Source organism: Craurococcus roseus (genome assembly GCF_039523795.1).
GTDB classification, from domain to species: Bacteria; Pseudomonadota; Alphaproteobacteria; order Acetobacterales; family Acetobacteraceae; genus Craurococcus; species Craurococcus roseus.
Genome location: NZ_BAAAFZ010000034.1, coordinates 68,539 through 83,400, shown reverse-complemented (window position 1 = coordinate 83,400; position 14,862 = coordinate 68,539). Strand labels below are relative to the sequence as shown.

Annotated in this window: 14 protein-coding genes; 7 read left to right on the top strand and 7 right to left on the bottom strand. The window is 74.0% G+C overall.

Features of this window, described 5'->3' with window-relative positions; translation table 11 throughout:
• Window positions 1-183 precede the first annotated feature (183 nt).
• Window positions 184-708: a cupin domain-containing protein gene (locus ABD067_RS13040; protein ID WP_343895739.1), complete on the bottom strand. Its 525-nt coding sequence runs from the start codon at window positions 706-708 to the stop codon at window positions 184-186.
• Between the two features lie 204 nt (window positions 709-912).
• Between ABD067_RS13040 and ABD067_RS13035 the strand changes: the two genes are divergently transcribed.
• Window positions 913-3,369: a PAS domain-containing protein gene (locus ABD067_RS13035; protein WP_343895738.1), complete on the top strand. Its 2,457-nt coding sequence runs from the start codon at window positions 913-915 to the stop codon at window positions 3,367-3,369.
• A gap of 162 nt (window positions 3,370-3,531) precedes the next feature.
• On the top strand, window positions 3,532-3,972 hold the full coding sequence (locus ABD067_RS13030) for a TspO/MBR family protein (protein WP_343895737.1): 441 nt from the start codon (window positions 3,532-3,534) through the stop codon (window positions 3,970-3,972).
• A 168-nt stretch (window positions 3,973-4,140) separates the two neighbouring features.
• Here the strand turns inward: ABD067_RS13030 and ABD067_RS13025 are convergent, their stop codons facing one another.
• The 3 genes from ABD067_RS13025 to ABD067_RS13015 all read right to left on the bottom strand — a co-directional run bounded on the left by ABD067_RS13025 (window position 4,141) and on the right by ABD067_RS13015 (window position 8,081).
• The gene (locus tag ABD067_RS13025) at window positions 4,141-5,856 is read right to left on the bottom strand and encodes an ABC transporter substrate-binding protein (RefSeq protein WP_343895736.1); all 1,716 of its coding nucleotides are present in this window, start codon (window positions 5,854-5,856) and stop codon (window positions 4,141-4,143) included.
• 324 nt (window positions 5,857-6,180) lie between these two features.
• Entirely contained in the window at window positions 6,181-7,176 is a 996-nt protein-coding gene (locus ABD067_RS13020; RefSeq protein ID WP_343895735.1) for a Bug family tripartite tricarboxylate transporter substrate binding protein, read from the bottom strand.
• Complete coding sequence (locus ABD067_RS13015) at window positions 7,173-8,081, bottom strand: NAD(P)-dependent oxidoreductase (protein WP_343895734.1); 909 nt, start codon at window positions 8,079-8,081, stop codon at window positions 7,173-7,175. Before ABD067_RS13015 ends, ABD067_RS13020 begins: the two co-directional genes overlap by 4 nt.
• A gap of 202 nt (window positions 8,082-8,283) precedes the next feature.
• Between ABD067_RS13015 and ABD067_RS13010 the strand changes: the two genes are divergently transcribed.
• A complete protein-coding gene (locus ABD067_RS13010; protein ID WP_343895733.1) occupies window positions 8,284-8,409 on the top strand; it encodes a hypothetical protein in 126 nt (41 codons plus the stop codon).
• On the opposite strand, the gene ABD067_RS13005 is transcribed toward ABD067_RS13010, so the two are convergent.
• The gene (locus ABD067_RS13005; RefSeq protein ID WP_343895732.1) at window positions 8,406-9,053 is read right to left on the bottom strand and encodes a glutathione S-transferase family protein; all 648 of its coding nucleotides are present in this window, start codon (window positions 9,051-9,053) and stop codon (window positions 8,406-8,408) included. The two genes, ABD067_RS13010 and ABD067_RS13005, sit on opposite strands and share 4 nt — an antisense overlap.
• Before the next feature lie 198 nt (window positions 9,054-9,251).
• Between ABD067_RS13005 and ABD067_RS13000 the strand changes: the two genes are divergently transcribed.
• From ABD067_RS13000 to ABD067_RS12985, 4 genes are all read left to right on the top strand, one after another.
• Window positions 9,252-10,151: an alpha/beta hydrolase gene (locus ABD067_RS13000; RefSeq protein WP_343895731.1), complete on the top strand. Its 900-nt coding sequence runs from the start codon at window positions 9,252-9,254 to the stop codon at window positions 10,149-10,151.
• Between the two features lie 204 nt (window positions 10,152-10,355).
• The gene (locus ABD067_RS12995; protein ID WP_343895730.1) at window positions 10,356-11,033 is read left to right on the top strand and encodes a PspA/IM30 family protein; all 678 of its coding nucleotides are present in this window, start codon (window positions 10,356-10,358) and stop codon (window positions 11,031-11,033) included.
• 140 nt (window positions 11,034-11,173) lie between these two features.
• Window positions 11,174-11,737 carry a LemA family protein gene (locus ABD067_RS12990; protein WP_343895729.1) on the top strand — a complete coding sequence of 188 codons (564 nt, stop codon included), beginning with the start codon at window positions 11,174-11,176 and terminating at the stop codon, window positions 11,735-11,737.
• Between the two features lie 67 nt (window positions 11,738-11,804).
• On the top strand, window positions 11,805-13,637 hold the full coding sequence (locus ABD067_RS12985) for a M48 family metalloprotease (protein ID WP_343895727.1): 1,833 nt from the start codon (window positions 11,805-11,807) through the stop codon (window positions 13,635-13,637).
• A gap of 86 nt (window positions 13,638-13,723) precedes the next feature.
• On the opposite strand, the gene ABD067_RS12980 is transcribed toward ABD067_RS12985, so the two are convergent.
• Window positions 13,724-14,533, bottom strand: coding sequence for a HisA/HisF-related TIM barrel protein (locus tag ABD067_RS12980; protein ID WP_343895726.1), 810 nt, complete (start codon window positions 14,531-14,533; stop codon window positions 13,724-13,726).
• A 4-nt stretch (window positions 14,534-14,537) separates the two neighbouring features.
• On the bottom strand, window positions 14,538-14,768 hold the full coding sequence (gene thiS, locus ABD067_RS12975) for a sulfur carrier protein ThiS (RefSeq protein ID WP_343895725.1): 231 nt from the start codon (window positions 14,766-14,768) through the stop codon (window positions 14,538-14,540).
• Window positions 14,769-14,862 lie beyond the last annotated feature (94 nt).

The window sequence follows — 14,862 nt, the reverse complement described above, 5'->3', positions numbered from 1 at the left end:
TCCGGCTGATGCTGAACCGACTGGCACCAGCCTGACCCTTCTCGGACACCCTCTACGACTCGCAAGGGCGCGGCGCCGGTCGAAGCGAGACGCGCGGCGGCACCCCGCGCTTCTACGACGGCGGAGGCGGCGTCGTCGGGAGGCGGGAGGCGCGCTGACAACCGCCGCCCGCCCGGCGAAGGCTCAGCCGTAACCTTTGCCCAGGGACTGTTCCGCTTCCTGCCGCTGGGCCGCGGCGGTGGGGCTTTCGCCGACGTTGCCGCCGCCCTCCGCCGGCTCACCGGTGCCGCCGCCTTTGGCCGCGGCCGCGCCGCCGCCGGAGGCGGTCGGCTGCGCGTCCTCGGCGATTTCGAAATCGAAATCGCCGTGGCGCGACTGCCATTGCTGCACCGTCAGCACGCGGGCACCGTTCTTGCTCTCATGCGGGCCGTGGACCACGCCGGGGGCGTGGGTGAGGAAGGCGCCGGCGCCCAGGGACTCGCCTTTCTCGATCAGGTCGCCTTCCAGGACGTAGTGCATTTCGGCGCCCGCTTGGTGCTTGTGGGCCGGGATGCGGCCGCCGGGCGGCAGGTGGACGATGCTGGTGACGACGCCGCGCGCTTGGTCCTCATTGAGGATCTGGATGCGGAACTCGCCGGTCGCGCCGGGTATCTCGAAGGGCGTCGCATGGACCCCTTCGGCCGCCAACCGCATCCCCTCGTCCGCCATGGACCCGTCCTTCCCTGCTGAGTCGTCCGGGGCGGGCAACGCCCCGGCCAGCGCCGCGGTTGCCCACAGGGTTGCCCACAAGAATCGCGCCAGCCGTGGCTCCCAGAGGGCGTTTCACGCTGTTCTCGAATCCGTGAGGAGGCTAGATTTCGCCGTAAGCGATTGTTCCCGCTGGTGGGCGTCGCCTCGGACGTTCGCCGCCGCATGAAGGGATCTTTGTTCCTGAAACCCTGGCCCTTGAAGCTCTGGCTGTTGCTCCTCGTCGCGGCGGTGGTCGTGCCGATGTCCACGCTGACCGGCTTCGTCGTGTGGCAGGCGCGGGGCGCCGTGCGGGCCCGGGCCGAGGACCAGCTCCTGCACCAGGCCAGGGCCAACGCCATCGCGGTGGACGCGGAGTTCCAGAAGGTCGAAACCGGCTTGCGCGCCCTGGCCGCCTCGGCGGCGCTCGCCCGGGGCGACATGGACGCGGTCGAGGGCGAGATGCGGTCCTTGTCGCGCCAAGCCGGCGGCACGACCATCGTGCTCGCCGCCGCGGACGGCCGGAAGATGCTTTGCACGTGCTGGCCGGCCGGCGAGCGGAGGCCGGACGCCACCGTCCGGCCCGGGCTGGCGCCGTTGGTCGCGTCGCGGCGGGCCGAGGTCGACAACATGGCCGTCCTGCCCGACACCGGCCGGCCCGCGGCGACGGTGGTGGTGCCGGCGGCAGGGCCGCGCGACGACTCCGCCGACCTGTCCTTCTTCGCCGCCTTGCCGGAGGGCCGCTTGGCCGCCCTGCTCGCGGCGGCGGGCACCGGGGGAGACGGCGCGACGGCCACGGTGCTCGACCGCGCCGGCGTGGTCGCCGCTCGCACGCGCGACGAGGCCGCGTTCCTGGGCACCCGCTTGGCGTTGCCGACGGGGTCGGTCGGGGACCGGCCGGACGGGGACGGGGTGGTCCACACCGCGGCCGGCGAGGGCGCCGAGAGCCTCGCCTTCGCGCGGGCGCCGCGCAGCGGCTACACCGTGGTGATCGCCGTGCCGAGGGCGGCGTTCCAGGCGCCGCTGGACGGGGCGGTGGTGCGCGTGGTCGCGGTTTCGGGCGTCTTTCTGGTGGTGGGCGGCGCGCTCGCGGCGCTCCTGGCCCGCCGGTTCCGGGGCGAGCTGCGCCGGGCGACCTGGGCCGGGCCGTCCGGCAACGCCGTTTTGCAGGAAGCGGACGAATTGGGCCGGTCGGTGGCGGAGGCCGCCGCGGCGCGGGAGGAAGCGACCGCGGGGCTGGCGGCGAGCGAGCACCGCTTCCGCGCCCTGGCTGAAGCCGGGGCGCTGGCGATCTGGCGCAGCGACGCGGCCGGCGGGATGCTGAAGGGGCGCGGCTGGGACGCGCTGACCGGCCAGACAAGGGCCGAGATCAACGGGACCGGCTGGCTCGCCGCGGTCCACCCCGAGGACCGCGCCGCCACGGTGGCGGCGTGGTCGGTGGCCCGCGCGGCCCGCCAGCCCGCGTCGACCGAATTCCGCGTCCGCACCGCCGCCGGACCGTGGCGTTGGGTGCGCGCCCGGGGCGTGCCGGTGGCGACCAAGGACGGCGAGGGCACGGCCGAGTGGATCGGCGTGATCGAGGACATCCACGCCCGCCGCCAGGCCGAGGAGGCCTTGGCCGAGCGGGAAGCGCGGCTGCGCTTGGCGGTGGAAGCGGGCAACCTCGCCACCTGGGCGTACGACGTGCGGCGCGACGAGGGCGCGCGCGTCGGCTGGCCGGGCGAGTCCCTCTTGTCGCCGGGCGGCGACGGCTTCCGCTTCGAGGGCTGGGTCCAACAGCTCCACCCGGACGACCGGGCGATCCTCCGCGACGCCTTCCGCGACATGAAGAGCGGCGCGCGGACGCGCTACGCGGCCGAGTTCCGGGTGCGCCGCCGCCCGCCGGCCGAGGGCTGGGCCTGGGTGTCGAGTTCCGGCGCCGTGGTGGAGCGCGACCCCCAAACCGGCGCGCCGTTGCGCATCGCCGGCGTTTCCCGCGACGTCAGCGAGCAGCGGGAAGCGGAGGCGCGGCGCGCGCTGCTGGCGCGCGAGGTGGACCACCGGGCGAAGAACCTGCTGGCCGTGGTGCAATCCGTGCTGCGCCTGACGCCGCGCGGCCGGCCGGAGGAGTTCGCCGCGGCGGTGGAGCGGCGGGTGGCGGCACTGGCCCGGGCGCACACCCTGCTCGCCGAGCGGGGCTGGGCGGCGGCGGAGCTCGGCGCGGTGGCGGCGCGCGAGCTGGGCGGGCTGCCGCCCGGCGTGGCGGGGCTGGAAGGCCCGCCGGCGGCGCTGGTGGCCTCCGCGGTGCAGCCGGTGGCGATGGCGATCCACGAGCTGGCGACCAACGCCGCCAAGCACGGCGCCTTGTCGGTGCCGGAAGGGCGGGTGTCGCTGCGCTGGCGCCTCGACCCGGGCACGGGGACGCTGCGCATCACCTGGGCGGAAAGCGGCGGGCCGCCGGTGGTTGCGCCGCCGAAGCGGCGGGGCTTCGGCTCGCGCATGATCGAGGCGACCTTGGAAGGGCAGCTCGGCGGGTGCCTGTCCCTGCACTGGGACGGGGGCGGGTTGCGGGCGGAGATCGCCCTGCCGGTGGCGCGGGTGCTGGCCTCCGACGCCGAGCCGGGGGCCGAGGCGACGGAGTTCGCGCTGGCGGGGGGCAAGTAGGGGCGGCTCCGCCTCCCCGCCCCGCCGCCGCCCTCGGCCGGTCGGGGCTGCGGCACACCCCGATGTGAAGGCTGCGGCGGCGCGGGCCGGGGCGTTGGCCTGCCGGGCATCGCGCGGCCCGGTGGGCCGCGTTTTGCAGCATTCGGACAAAAGGGGCTGGGCATGACGCGGGACGAGGAGGCGCTGGTCGGGGCGCTCGGCTACGTGGGTGCGGGGTCGCTCATCAGCGCGGCGGAGGCGGTTGCGGCGCCGCCGCGGGAGCCGGACTCGCCCCTCACGCCGCCGGCGCCGCTGATCGGGATGGTGTGGACGGCGCTGTTCGCCTGCTTCGGCGTGGCACGGGCGCGGCTGCGCGGGCTGCCGCGGGAGCGGCGGCTGGTGGACGGGCTGTGGCTGATGTGCGTGACCTACCCGCTCTACACGGACGGCATCCGCTCGCGCGCCGCGACCTACGCGGGGAATGCGGTGATCGCGGGCACGGCGGCGGTGATCGTGGAGCGTGCGCGGCGCGGGGGGCGGAAGGACGCGGCGGCGCTGGTGGCGCCGGTGTTGCCTTGGGTGGCGCTGACGACGCTGGCTTTGCTGACGGAGCGGCGGCGGTGACAACGTCGTAGTCCGGTCTCTAGGATTTAAATCTTAGATCGGTCCAGGGAAGAAGTCAATCGAAGCATCGGGTCCCGGACGTAGGCGCCGCAGTAGTCGGGCGTGAATTGCGGGCGCAAGCCCGGGCGCGCCCGCATTGTGGCAGGCACGTAGGCTGGCGCCTCGACGTCAGCCGCGTTTGAAGCCTTCGATCTCGCGCTCGGCCCAGGCCAGCACGCGATCCATCGGCTCCTTGTTCTGCACCAGGCGCGCGATCATCCTCGCCTGCACGCCCTGCTGGTACATCCGCACCCCGATCTCCGGCGGGGCCGGTTCGCAGGCGATGCTGGGCATGGCGCCGTGGTGCGGCCTGAGGGGATAGTTGAACACCGTCCCGCGCGGCGGCCCGACCGTGGACCAGGTGTCGAAGTCGGTCAGCGAGGCGAAGGGCGGGATGTCGTAGCCTTCGGAGCCGGCGACCATCTTGGCCACCTGCTCGCGTTGCGACAGGTGCTCCAGCAGCGCCTTGGCCGCCGGCTTGGCGCGGCTGAAGCTCCATATGCCCCAGAATAGCGGCTGGTGCGGGACGAATTGGCCGACCGGGCCTTTCGGGCTCGGGAAGTGCCAGGTTTGCTCGGCCACCTGCGGCGCGTCGCGCTTCGCCACCGCCCAAGCAGAGGGCGGGTTGAAGATCAGCGCAGAGCGGCCGCCGATCAACGCGCGGTTGTTGGTGGCGTCGTCGGCCGCGAACATCTCGTTCGGGATGTGCTGGAACAGCCGCGCGGCGTAATCCAGGATCTGCCCCACCCTGTCGTTTCCGCGGACGGTGATGTTGCCCCTGGCGTCCACCAGATCCGCCCCGAAGCAGCGGAACATCGCGCCGATCCAGTCAGTGGCGTCGGTGAAGGTGCCCGCCGGCAGGGCGAAGGGGACGCCCGCCGCGTTGCACTTCCGCGCCGCCGTCAGGAAGGTCTCCCAGGTCCACTGGTCCGCGTCGGGCCCGAGCCGCGGCTCAGCCGGGTACATGGCCTGCACGTCTATGCCGGCGTGCTGGCGCATCAGGTCCATGCGGGCCGCCGAGCCCTTGTACTGGGTGCCGGAGGTCGCCGGCACCGCGCGCCAGCCTCCTTCCCCCTTTGCCAAGTATTCCGCCGTGGGGTTGGCAGGCCCATGCTGCTGGACCAAGCGGCCCATGACCTCGTCCACCGGCTCCAATAGGTGGCTATAGTCGCGCACCCCCCAGGCACCGAAGGTGAGCACGTCGTGCCCGCGCCGCGCCTGCGCCTCGGACGTGACCGTCAGCAGCAGCTTGTTGCCGACGGAGGTGATGAGGTCCAACTGGACCTCGACGTGGTTCTTCTCGCCCCACTCGGCGACGATCCGGCGCATCACCTCGTTGGCAGGGGGAACCCAGTGGTCCCAGAAGCCGACGCTCAGCCGGCCGCCCGTGGTCTGGCCGTGGACGCTGGGCGCCGGCAACGCGCCCGCCGCGACGACGGCCGCGCCACCAAGCAGCGCGGCCCGCCGGGTGGGCCCGATCCGCGCTTCCGCTGCGGCCCTTCCGGCGCCCGCCTCGGCCTGCCCGCCGAGGCGGGCGCGATCGCCGGCGATCGGCCTCGGTGATCGGATGGAGTCCTGCGCGCGCGGGACATGGCCGCCGTTGCGGGAGGCGTCGCTGTTCGCATCACGGAGGGTCGTGTGGTTGGCTTCGTCGTCCACCTTGGCCTCCTGCCTTCTGCGGGCTCGGTTGGCCGGCATCGCCACGCCGTAGTATTGACCGGCGCTGCCGTCCTCGGCGGCGGTGACCACCCAGCAGATCGGAACCTCGGCGATGGCGTTGCGGGGCGCGGCGAGCAGGCGGGCGAGGCTCCGTTCCTCGGTGCTTGACTGCGCCGCATCAGGCATCGGGCCGCCCTCCCGCGAGAGGTCACGGGCAGGATAACGCGTCTTCGCATGAGTTTTGGAACACATATTCCAGAGCCATGCGCCGCCCGAAGTTCAGCAACGCCGACTTCCTCGTCGCCGCCTTGGCGGTCGCCGCCGGGCGTTGAACCGCCGCCGCCGCTGGTGGACGGCCTGATCCGCGCGACCTTCCGCGCCGTGGTCGCCGACCACCGCCGCGCCCGCAAAGCCGAGGCGCGCGCGGCGCGCGGTGCGCGCGCCGGAGCGGGCCGCGCTTCCCCGCCCTGACGGCCCGTGTCGCCGAGCTTCGGGGGGTTCGTCCCTCCCCTACCCCGAAACCTCCAGCCCCGCCTCCCTCGCCTGCCGCCCGAGCGTCTCGATCTGCGCGCGCAGGAAGTCGCGGAACCATTCCGGCTCGGTCGGGCGCGGGGTGTAGCCGAGGCGGCCGACGCGTTCGGCCAGTTCGGGCGAGCGCAGCACCGCGTTCAGCGCGGCGTTGGCGCGGGCGATGACCGGGGCGGGCGTGCCGGCGGGGACGCCCATGCCGAACCAGGCGGACAGCTCGAAGCCCGGCAGCACGGCGGCCACGGGCGGGATGTCGGGCGCCAGCGGGAGCGGTTGCGCGGAGGTGACGGCCAGGGCGCGCACCTTGCCTTCGCGGATCTGCGGCATCCCGGCGGGGAAGTCGGTGAAGGTGCTGTCGATGCGGCCGGCGATCACGTCCGTCAGCGCCTCCGGGCCGCCGCGGTATGGCACGGCCGTCATCTCCACGCCGGCGAGGCGCGCCATCGTCGCCGAGGCGATGTGGGCGGAGGAATTGCCGTGGCTGAAGGTGAGCTGGCCGGGGCGCCGCTTCGCCAAGTCGAGCAGGCCGCGCAGGTCGCGCGCGGGGTGGGATGCGGCCACCACCAGGATGTAGGCGGTGTCGGCGACGAAGCCGACGGGCGCGAAGTCCTTCAGCGGGTCGTAGGGCAGGCGGCGGATGGTGTAGGTGTTGAGCGCGCCGTTGGTGACGCTCAGCACGCACCAGGTGTGGCCGTCCGGCGCGGCGCGCGCCGCCGATTCGGTGCCGACCACGCCGTTGCCGCCGGGGCGGTTGTCCACGACCACCGGCTGGCCGAGTTCGCGGCCGAGCGGTTCGGCGAGGTGGCGCATCAGCGTGTCGGTGACGCTGCCGGCGGGGAAGGCCACGACCAGGCGGATCGGGCGGTCGGGCCACGCGGCGCCCTGCGCGCGCGGCGCGGCGGGCGCCGCGAACAGGGCGGCGGGCGCGGCCAGCAGGGCGGCGCGGCGGCGGATGGTCGGCGTCGTGGTCGCGGTCATCGCGGCGCGGTCTCCCGTTGGCCGAGGAAGCGGTGGATCTCGAGGTTGTCCACGCGCGGGCCGAGCTTCTCCACCGCCTCCGCCCAGAGCGCGCGGCAGAGCGACAGGCCCGGCGCGTCGAGGCCGGTCTCGGCGGCGATGGAACCGGCGGTTTCCAGGTCCTTGCGCATCAGGCCGAGTTGGAAGCCGGCGGCGTAGCGGCCGGTGAGCACGTCGCTCTTGAGCTTGGTCTCGGTGGCGACGTTGCGGCCGGAGGAGGCGTTCAGCACGTCGGTGAACACGTGGAGGTCGAGGCCGAGCGCCTCGGCCATGCGCACCGCTTCGGCGGCGGCGAGCAGCCCGGCGGCGTAGACATAGTTGTTGAGCGCCTTCATGGCGTGGGCGCTGCCGACCGGGCCGGTGCGGATCGGCGGGGCGCCCATCTCGCGCAGCACCGGCTCGGCGCGGGCGCAAGGTTCGTCATCGCCGCCGAGCATGATGGCGAGCGTCCCGTCGCGCGCCTTGGCCACGCCGCCGGAGACGGGCGCGTCCAGGAAGGCGGCGCCCCTCTCCGCGGCGGCGGCGGCGAGGCGGCGCGTTTCCGCGGGGAGCGAGGAGCCCATGTCCACCACGAGGTGGCCGGGCCGGAGCGCGGCGAGCAGGCCGCCAGGACCTTCCACCACCTGCGCGACGGCTTTGCTGTCGGGCAGCACGAGGACGACCGTTTCGGCCGTTTCGGCGACTCCGGCCGGCGTGGCGGCGAAGCGGACGGCGCCGGCTCCGGCGCCTTCGGACAAGGCGTCGCGCGCCGCCTCGCTCGGGTCGCAGGCCACGAGGGCGCGGCCGTGGCGCAGCAGCGAGCGCGCCATGGGCAGCCCCATCATGCCGAGGCCGATGAACCCCAGCGGTGTCGCCGCGGCGGCCATGTGAGCCCTCCCCCCTTGCTTGCGGGGATGTTCAGCGCGGGGGGCGGCGGTGGCAAGGCTCGGGGGGCCGCTCCCCTCCGCCCGTGCGGGCCGGCGCGCCGGCGCGGACCGGGGCGTCGGCCCGTGCGCCGCCGCACAGCCGCCGTCTGGCCGGCCGCGCAGGATCGGTCCGGACGCGCGAAAACCGCGCGATGGAGGCACGATGTTCCGACCGTTGCACACCGCCCTGGACAACGCCGCCGACGCGCTGGCAGGCGCGGTCGCCGTAGCCTACTTCCTGGCTTTCCTCGCCGCCGTCGTGGCGGCGTTGGGGAAGCTGTCCTACTAGGCCGGCGGCGCGTGTTGGCGCCCGGCGATGAGCGCGTCGTCGATCGCCCTCGCGCGCAAGGCGGCCGGCCGCGCGCCGACGCGCTCCCAGTAGCGCTCGAAGGCGGGCCGCTTCTCGATGGTGCCGAACGCCAAGCCCCAGCCGATGTGCGAGCCGAGGTAGAGGTCGGCGGCGGTGAAGCGATCGCCCGCGACGTATGGGCCGCCGGACACGGCGGTTTCGAGCGCGTCCATGGCGCGGGCGTAGCTGCCGTAGCCCGCGGTCCTTTCGCGGCCTTCGGGCACCGTGAAGCCGAAGGCCTTGTTCGTCACCGCCGCTTCCAGCGGGCCGGCGGCGAAGAACATCCAGCGGTGGTAGGGGCCGCGCAGCGGGTCGCCGGGCGGCGGCGCGAGGCCGGCCTCCGGGAAAGCGTCGGCGAGATAGGCGCAGATGGCGGCGGCTTCGGTGACGACCGTTCCGCGGTGCCGAATGGCCGGGACCTTGCCCATGGGGTTGATGGCCCGGTAGGCGGACGCCTCCATCGCCGGGCCGTAGTCGAGCAGCTCGGTGCGGTAGGGGCGGCCGACCTCTTCCAGCAGCCAGCGCACGGTCCGGCCGCGCGACATCGGGTTGGTGTAGAACACGAGTCCGTCGTCGTCGGCCACGCGGTGATCCCGTCCCCTTCGCCCGGCCGGACGGTAGCACGCGGCGCCGGGGCGCAGGTGCCCTTGGGCCACAGCAACCTCAAAATCATTTGCTCGCCGGGAACGAAGCCTGGGGGTGTACCGTTTTCGTAACGGCCAAGCGCCACGGCGGGCCTGCGGGAGGGTCCCGGCGGCGCGCGAGCCAGGAGGAGCGCCCGCGTGCCGCCTGCCGCCAACGCCGCCGCTTTTGCGACCGCCGCCGCCCAGCCGGGGTTCGACGCCCCGCTGCTCGCCTTCGCCGCCACGCTCGCCGCCTTCCTGGCCGCGCTCTGGATTTGCGCGGTGGCCACGGTGTGGCACCGGCAGGACAGCCTGATCTTCCGCCCGGACCCGCGGCCGCTCGGCGCCGTGCCCACGTCGCTGGCGGAAGCGCGGTTCCGCTCCGAGCGGGTTTCCACCGCCGACGGGTTGGGGCTTTCCTTCTGGGCCGCGGAGCCGTTGCCCGGATGGCCGACGCTGGTGGTGTTCCACGGCCGGGCCGGCAACGCCGCCGACCGGGCGCCGCTGCTCCTGCCCTTCGCGGAAGCCGGTTACGGCGTGGTGCTGGCGGAGTACCGGGGCTACGGCGGCAACCCCGGCGCGCCCTCGGAAGCCGGATTCCTGCTCGACGCGCGGGCGCACCTCGATTGGCTGGCCGCCACCTGGGGCGAGGCGGCGCCGGTGGTGTGCGGCGAGAGCATCGGTTCGGGCGTGGCGGTGATGGTGGCGGCGGAGCGGCCGGTGCGGGCGCTGGTGCTGGACGCGCCCTACACCTCTGTGGCCGACCTGGCCGCCGCGATGTACCGCTGGCTGCCGGCGCGGCGGCTGCTTCGCCACCACTTCGACAGCATCTCGCGGCTGCCGACGGTGCGGGCGCCGGTGTTGGTGCTGCACGGCGACGCGGACCGCCTCATCCCGCACGAGCACGGCCGGCGCGTGGCGGCGGCGGCGGGCGGGCGGGCGGAGTTCGTGCTGCTGCGCGGCGCCGGGCACCCGGCCCTGGCGGACGACCCGGCCGGGCGCGGGATGGACGCGGTGGAGCGGTTCCTGGCGGACTTGGCGGTGCGCCGGGCGGGGTGAGGCGCGGGCGGTCGGTGGCCCTACCGTGGCGCGGACGTGCCTGTGGCGCCGCGCCGTTGCGCTCTCGCCCCCTCGATCCGGTGGCCGCCTCCACCGCCGTCTCGCCGGCTCCGGGCGGTGGGCTCGTCTATTTCCCGGCTCCCGAGGCGATTGCCCGCCGCCAAATGTTGTGATATCAACACAAAGAGACTCGACGAGGAAGCTATGGCCGAATCGGTGTTCGTGCGCGTCAGGCGCTTGGTGTCGGCAGGCATCGAAGACGCGGTCGATGCGATGGAGCGCGCCGGCGGCACGGGCGTGATGCGCGAGGCCATCCGCGAGGTGGACCGCGCGGTGGACGAGGTCCGCTCCGAGCAGGAGGCCGCCACGGCCCGCCGGCTACAAGCCATGCGGCAGCAGCGGATGTTCCGCGACCAGATCGCCGCGCTGGACGAGAAGGCGCGCTTCGCCCTTGCCGAGAACCGCGACGACTTGGCCGAGGCGGCCCTGTCCCGCCAACTCGACTTCGAGGCGCAAGCGCAGCGCCTGGACGCGGCGCAGGCCGAGGCCGCGGGCGAGGCGGGCCGCCTGGAGGAGTGCTTGGTCGCCCTCGCCGCGCGCAAGTCGCGGATGGAGGAGGCCCTCGCGGCGTTCGAGGCGGCGCAGCGGGACGCGTCGCTCGGCGGCGACGGACCGGCGCGGCCGGACCGGCGCACGGAGCGCAAGGTGGAGCGGGCCGAGGCGGCGTTCGACCGCGCCATGGCGGGGGCCGGCGGCGTCGCCGGCATCGCCCGCGCCGACGCGCAAACGGCCGCGAAGGTCGCCGAGATCGCCACGCTGCAGAAGAGCGCCGCGATCGCCCAGCGCATGGCGGCCCTGCGGTCCACCCGCGGGGGCGAGTGACCGGCCAGCGGCGAACCGGATCGAAGCCTGGAACACGCCGGAGGCCGCGGCCTCCGGGCGAAACAGCGAAGGCCGCGACCGCCGGCCTCGACGCGACCGCCGCGCGCCGGGGCGCGGGTGGAAACCAAGGGGGCCTGTCCATGGACTTCTTCGTCTATGCCGCAGGGGGCGGCGGCCTCCTCGCCGGCGCGGTCGCGTGGTCGACCCACAACCGGCTGGTGGCCTTGGACGAGCGCTGCAACACGGCCTTCGCAGACGTGGACGTGCATCTGAAGCACCGCCACAGCCTTATCCCCGGGTTGGTGGAGACGGTGCGCGGCTTCGTCGGCCATGAATTCGCCGTGCTGACGGAGGTGACGAAGGCGCGGGCAGGCGCCTTGAAGGCGGCCGGCCCGGAGATGCGGCTCGAGGCCGAAACGCAGGTCGGCCAGAGCATCAGCTCCTTGATGACCGTGGTGGAGCGCTATCCCGAGCTGCAAGCCTCCGCGCACTTCCGCGAGCTGCGCAAGGAGTTGGCGGACGCGGAGAACCGCATCACGGCGTCGCGGCGCTTCTACAATCTCGCCGTGGACGAGTTCAACGCCACCCTGCGCCAGTTCCCCGGCAACGCGATCGGCGCCGCCGCGCGGCTCGGCCGCCGCAAGCCTTTCGACCTCGGCGTCGAACGCGTGCTGATGGACGAACCGGCCCCCGTCCGATTCTGACCGGCCCCGCCGCCCGCCGGCGAGAAGGACGCATCGCCGCCGCCGCCGCGGACCAAGGAATTCGACCATGCTGCGGGTGAACGGCTTCTACGGCCATGTGAAGCGCAACGACCTGCGCTCCGCGGCGATGTTCGGCGGCTTCCTGGTCGCGTTCCAGGTGGTCGCCGCCGTCGTGCTGTTCCTGCCGCTGCTGTTCCTGGACCCGCTGCACGCGCCGCCCCTGGGCACCTTCGGCTACGCGGAGCGCTACGTACCGCTCGTCTTCGCGGCCGGCGTGCTGCTCTTCATCGTCCAGTTCTCGCGCCACGTCGCCTCCGTCCGCACCACCGTCGCGTTCCGCTACGTCGACCGGTGGACGGAGCGGCGGCTGGTCGACGCGGTGGAAACCCAAGCCATCGCCGCGGGCCTCCCCCTGCCGAAGGTCGGGCTGATCGACAGCCCGGCGCGCAACGCCTTCGCCTGCGGCCTCGGCGCCCGCTCCGCTGTGGTGGTGGCGACGCGCGGCCTGGTGGAGGCGCTCGACGACGACGAGCTGGCGGCCGTGGTGGCGCACGAGATCGCGCACATCAGGAACGGGGACATCCGCCTCATGGCGGCGGCCAACGTGCTGATGGACAACCTCGAATGTCTGCGGCGGCAAGGTCCGCTGCGCATCGTGGACTGGAAGCAGGTCGTCCTCTGCGTCCTGGTGCCGCCGTTCCTCTTCCTGTGCTTCGCCGCCGGGCTCGCCAACGGCGCCGCGTTCGCCCTCGCCCGCGTCTCGCGCCTGCTGATCTCGTCCTCGCGCGAGTTCGTCGCCGACGCGGAGGCGGTGCGGATGACGCACAACCCGGCGGCGCTGATCTCGGCCCTGTTGTGCATCGAGGGCCGCAGCGCGGTGGAGGGCGTCGGCGTCCAGTTCGACGCCATGATGATCGACGGCGCGGTGGACGGCCCCTTCGCCTCGCACCCGACGATCGCGGAGCGCGTCGCCGTCCTGGAGCGCCTGTCGGGCGCCATGGCGCACGTGCCCGTCGCTCGCCGGGACACGCGGACCGCCGCGGACGGGGCGGCGGGCCGTGGCGGCGGCGGCTTCGGCTGCGGAACCGCGCCGGGGCTCGGGTCCGCGCCGGCGCCCGTCGGGCGCGGCGTGTTCGGCCGCGTCAGCGCGGGCCAGCGCGGGAACCCCCTCGGCCTGACCCCCGCCAACCGCCGGCTCCTGGTCCTCGGCTTCGGCGGAATGGCCGCCCTCTACCTCTGGGTCATGGTGCAGCACTCGGGCGGTGCCAGGACGATCCTGTCGAGGCTCAGCGGCGAAGCGTTGGTCGCCGGCATCAAAGAACTCCTGCACGAGGGCGAGCGGGGGGTCTTCTCCAGCGCCGGCGGCGTGACCATCGCGAAGGGGCGGGCATTGCCGCTGACTCCGACGCAGGAGTTGCAGCGCCTCGCCGCCGCCGACCCGCTCGCCGCGCGGTGCTTCGCCACCGAGCCCTACCGCGTAGGCGACCGTAGCCTTTACCGGCTGCGCCCGCCCGACCCCGCCTTGGTGCAGGCCTACGGCACCGGGCACGGCCGCGACTCGTCGGAGGTCAAGCCGGAACGCTACCTCGGCCGCAAGCTCCTGACGGCGCGGCACGTCGCCGGCGCCGAGGGCGCGGAGCTCGACCGGGCGCTGGCGTCCTACGTCCGGGAACGCAAGCTCTTCTTGGAGATCATGCACCGCTTCTTCGGCGAGCCCGGGCTGGCGCTGATGCGGGATGCCTACGGCAGTCCGGAGGATCTGGCGATCCTGGATACCCTCCGCCGCCGCCGGGACGACCGCGCGCCCGCGCTCACCGGCGACGCGCGGCTCGCGGCCGAGATCGAGTTGCTGCTCTCCGCCCCTGAGAGCTTCATCCCCTGCGTCGCCCGTGCGGGCTGAAGGTTCCGGCCCGGCGCCGGTGCGGTGCTGCCGCTTCGGCGAAGGGAGGCGTGGCGGCGGCCGTGGGAAGCCTGCCCGGGACGCGGCTAGCGAATCAACCCGCCCAAGGGGCTCGAAGGGTCCGCCGCGTACTGGCGAGGCATCCGGCCGGCGAGGTAGGCGAGGCGCCCGGCCTCCACCGCGGCCTTCATGGCGCGGGCCATCAGCACCGGGTTTTTCGCGTGCGCGATGGCGCTGTTCATCAGCACCGCGTCGCAGCCGAGTTCCATCGCCTCCGACGCGTCGCTCGCGGTGCCGACGCCGGCGTCCACCAGCACCGGCACCTTGGACTGCTCCACGATGGCGCGGATCATCACCGGGTTCTGGATGCCCAAGCCCGAGCCGATCGGGGCGCCGAGGGGCATGATGGCGACGCAGCCCATCTCCTCCAGTCGCTTGGCGGCGATGGGGTCGTCGGAGCAGTAGACCATCACCTCGAAGCCGTCCTTCAGCAGCGCCTCGGCCGCTTCGAAGGTGGCGCGCATGTCGGGGTAGAGGAAGGGCGGCGGGCCGAGCACCTCCAGCTTCACCAAGTTCCAGCCGCCGGCCTCGCGGGCGAGGCGGAGCGTGCGGACGGCGTCCTGCGCGGTGTGGCAGCCGGCGGTGTTGGGCAGGTAGGTGTAGCGCCGCGGGTCCACGAAGTCCTGGAGCATGGGCGCCTTCGGATCGGCGAGGTTCACGCGCCGCACCGCGACGGTGACGACCTCGGCGCCACTCGCCTCGATGGCGCGGCCGGTCTCCTCCAGGTCCTTGTAGCGGCCGGTGCCGACGATCAGACGGGAGCGGAAGCGGCGGCCCGCGACCTCCCAGGTGTCGTCGCCGGCCAGCGTCTGATTCGGGGGAATGCCGTCCATCATGCGTTCAGCCTCCGCCGATGAAGTGGACGATCTCCAACGCGTCGCCGGCGGCGAGTGCCGTCTCTGCGTAAGCCGACCGCGGCACGATCTCCATGTTGCGCTCCACCGCCACCTTGCGGGTGTCAAGGCCGATGGCGCCGAGGAGGTCGGCCACCGTCGCGGGCGCCGGGACCTCGCGCGCCTCGCCGTTCACCGTAATGGGTATGGTCGCCACCGTCGCCGTCGCCGTCGCCATGCGCCGAACATGGCGAGCGCGAGGGGCCGGGGCAAGGCGGCCGGGGGAACCGCCCGGCGCCGTCGGCACGGAAATCCTGGGCAGGACGGCATGC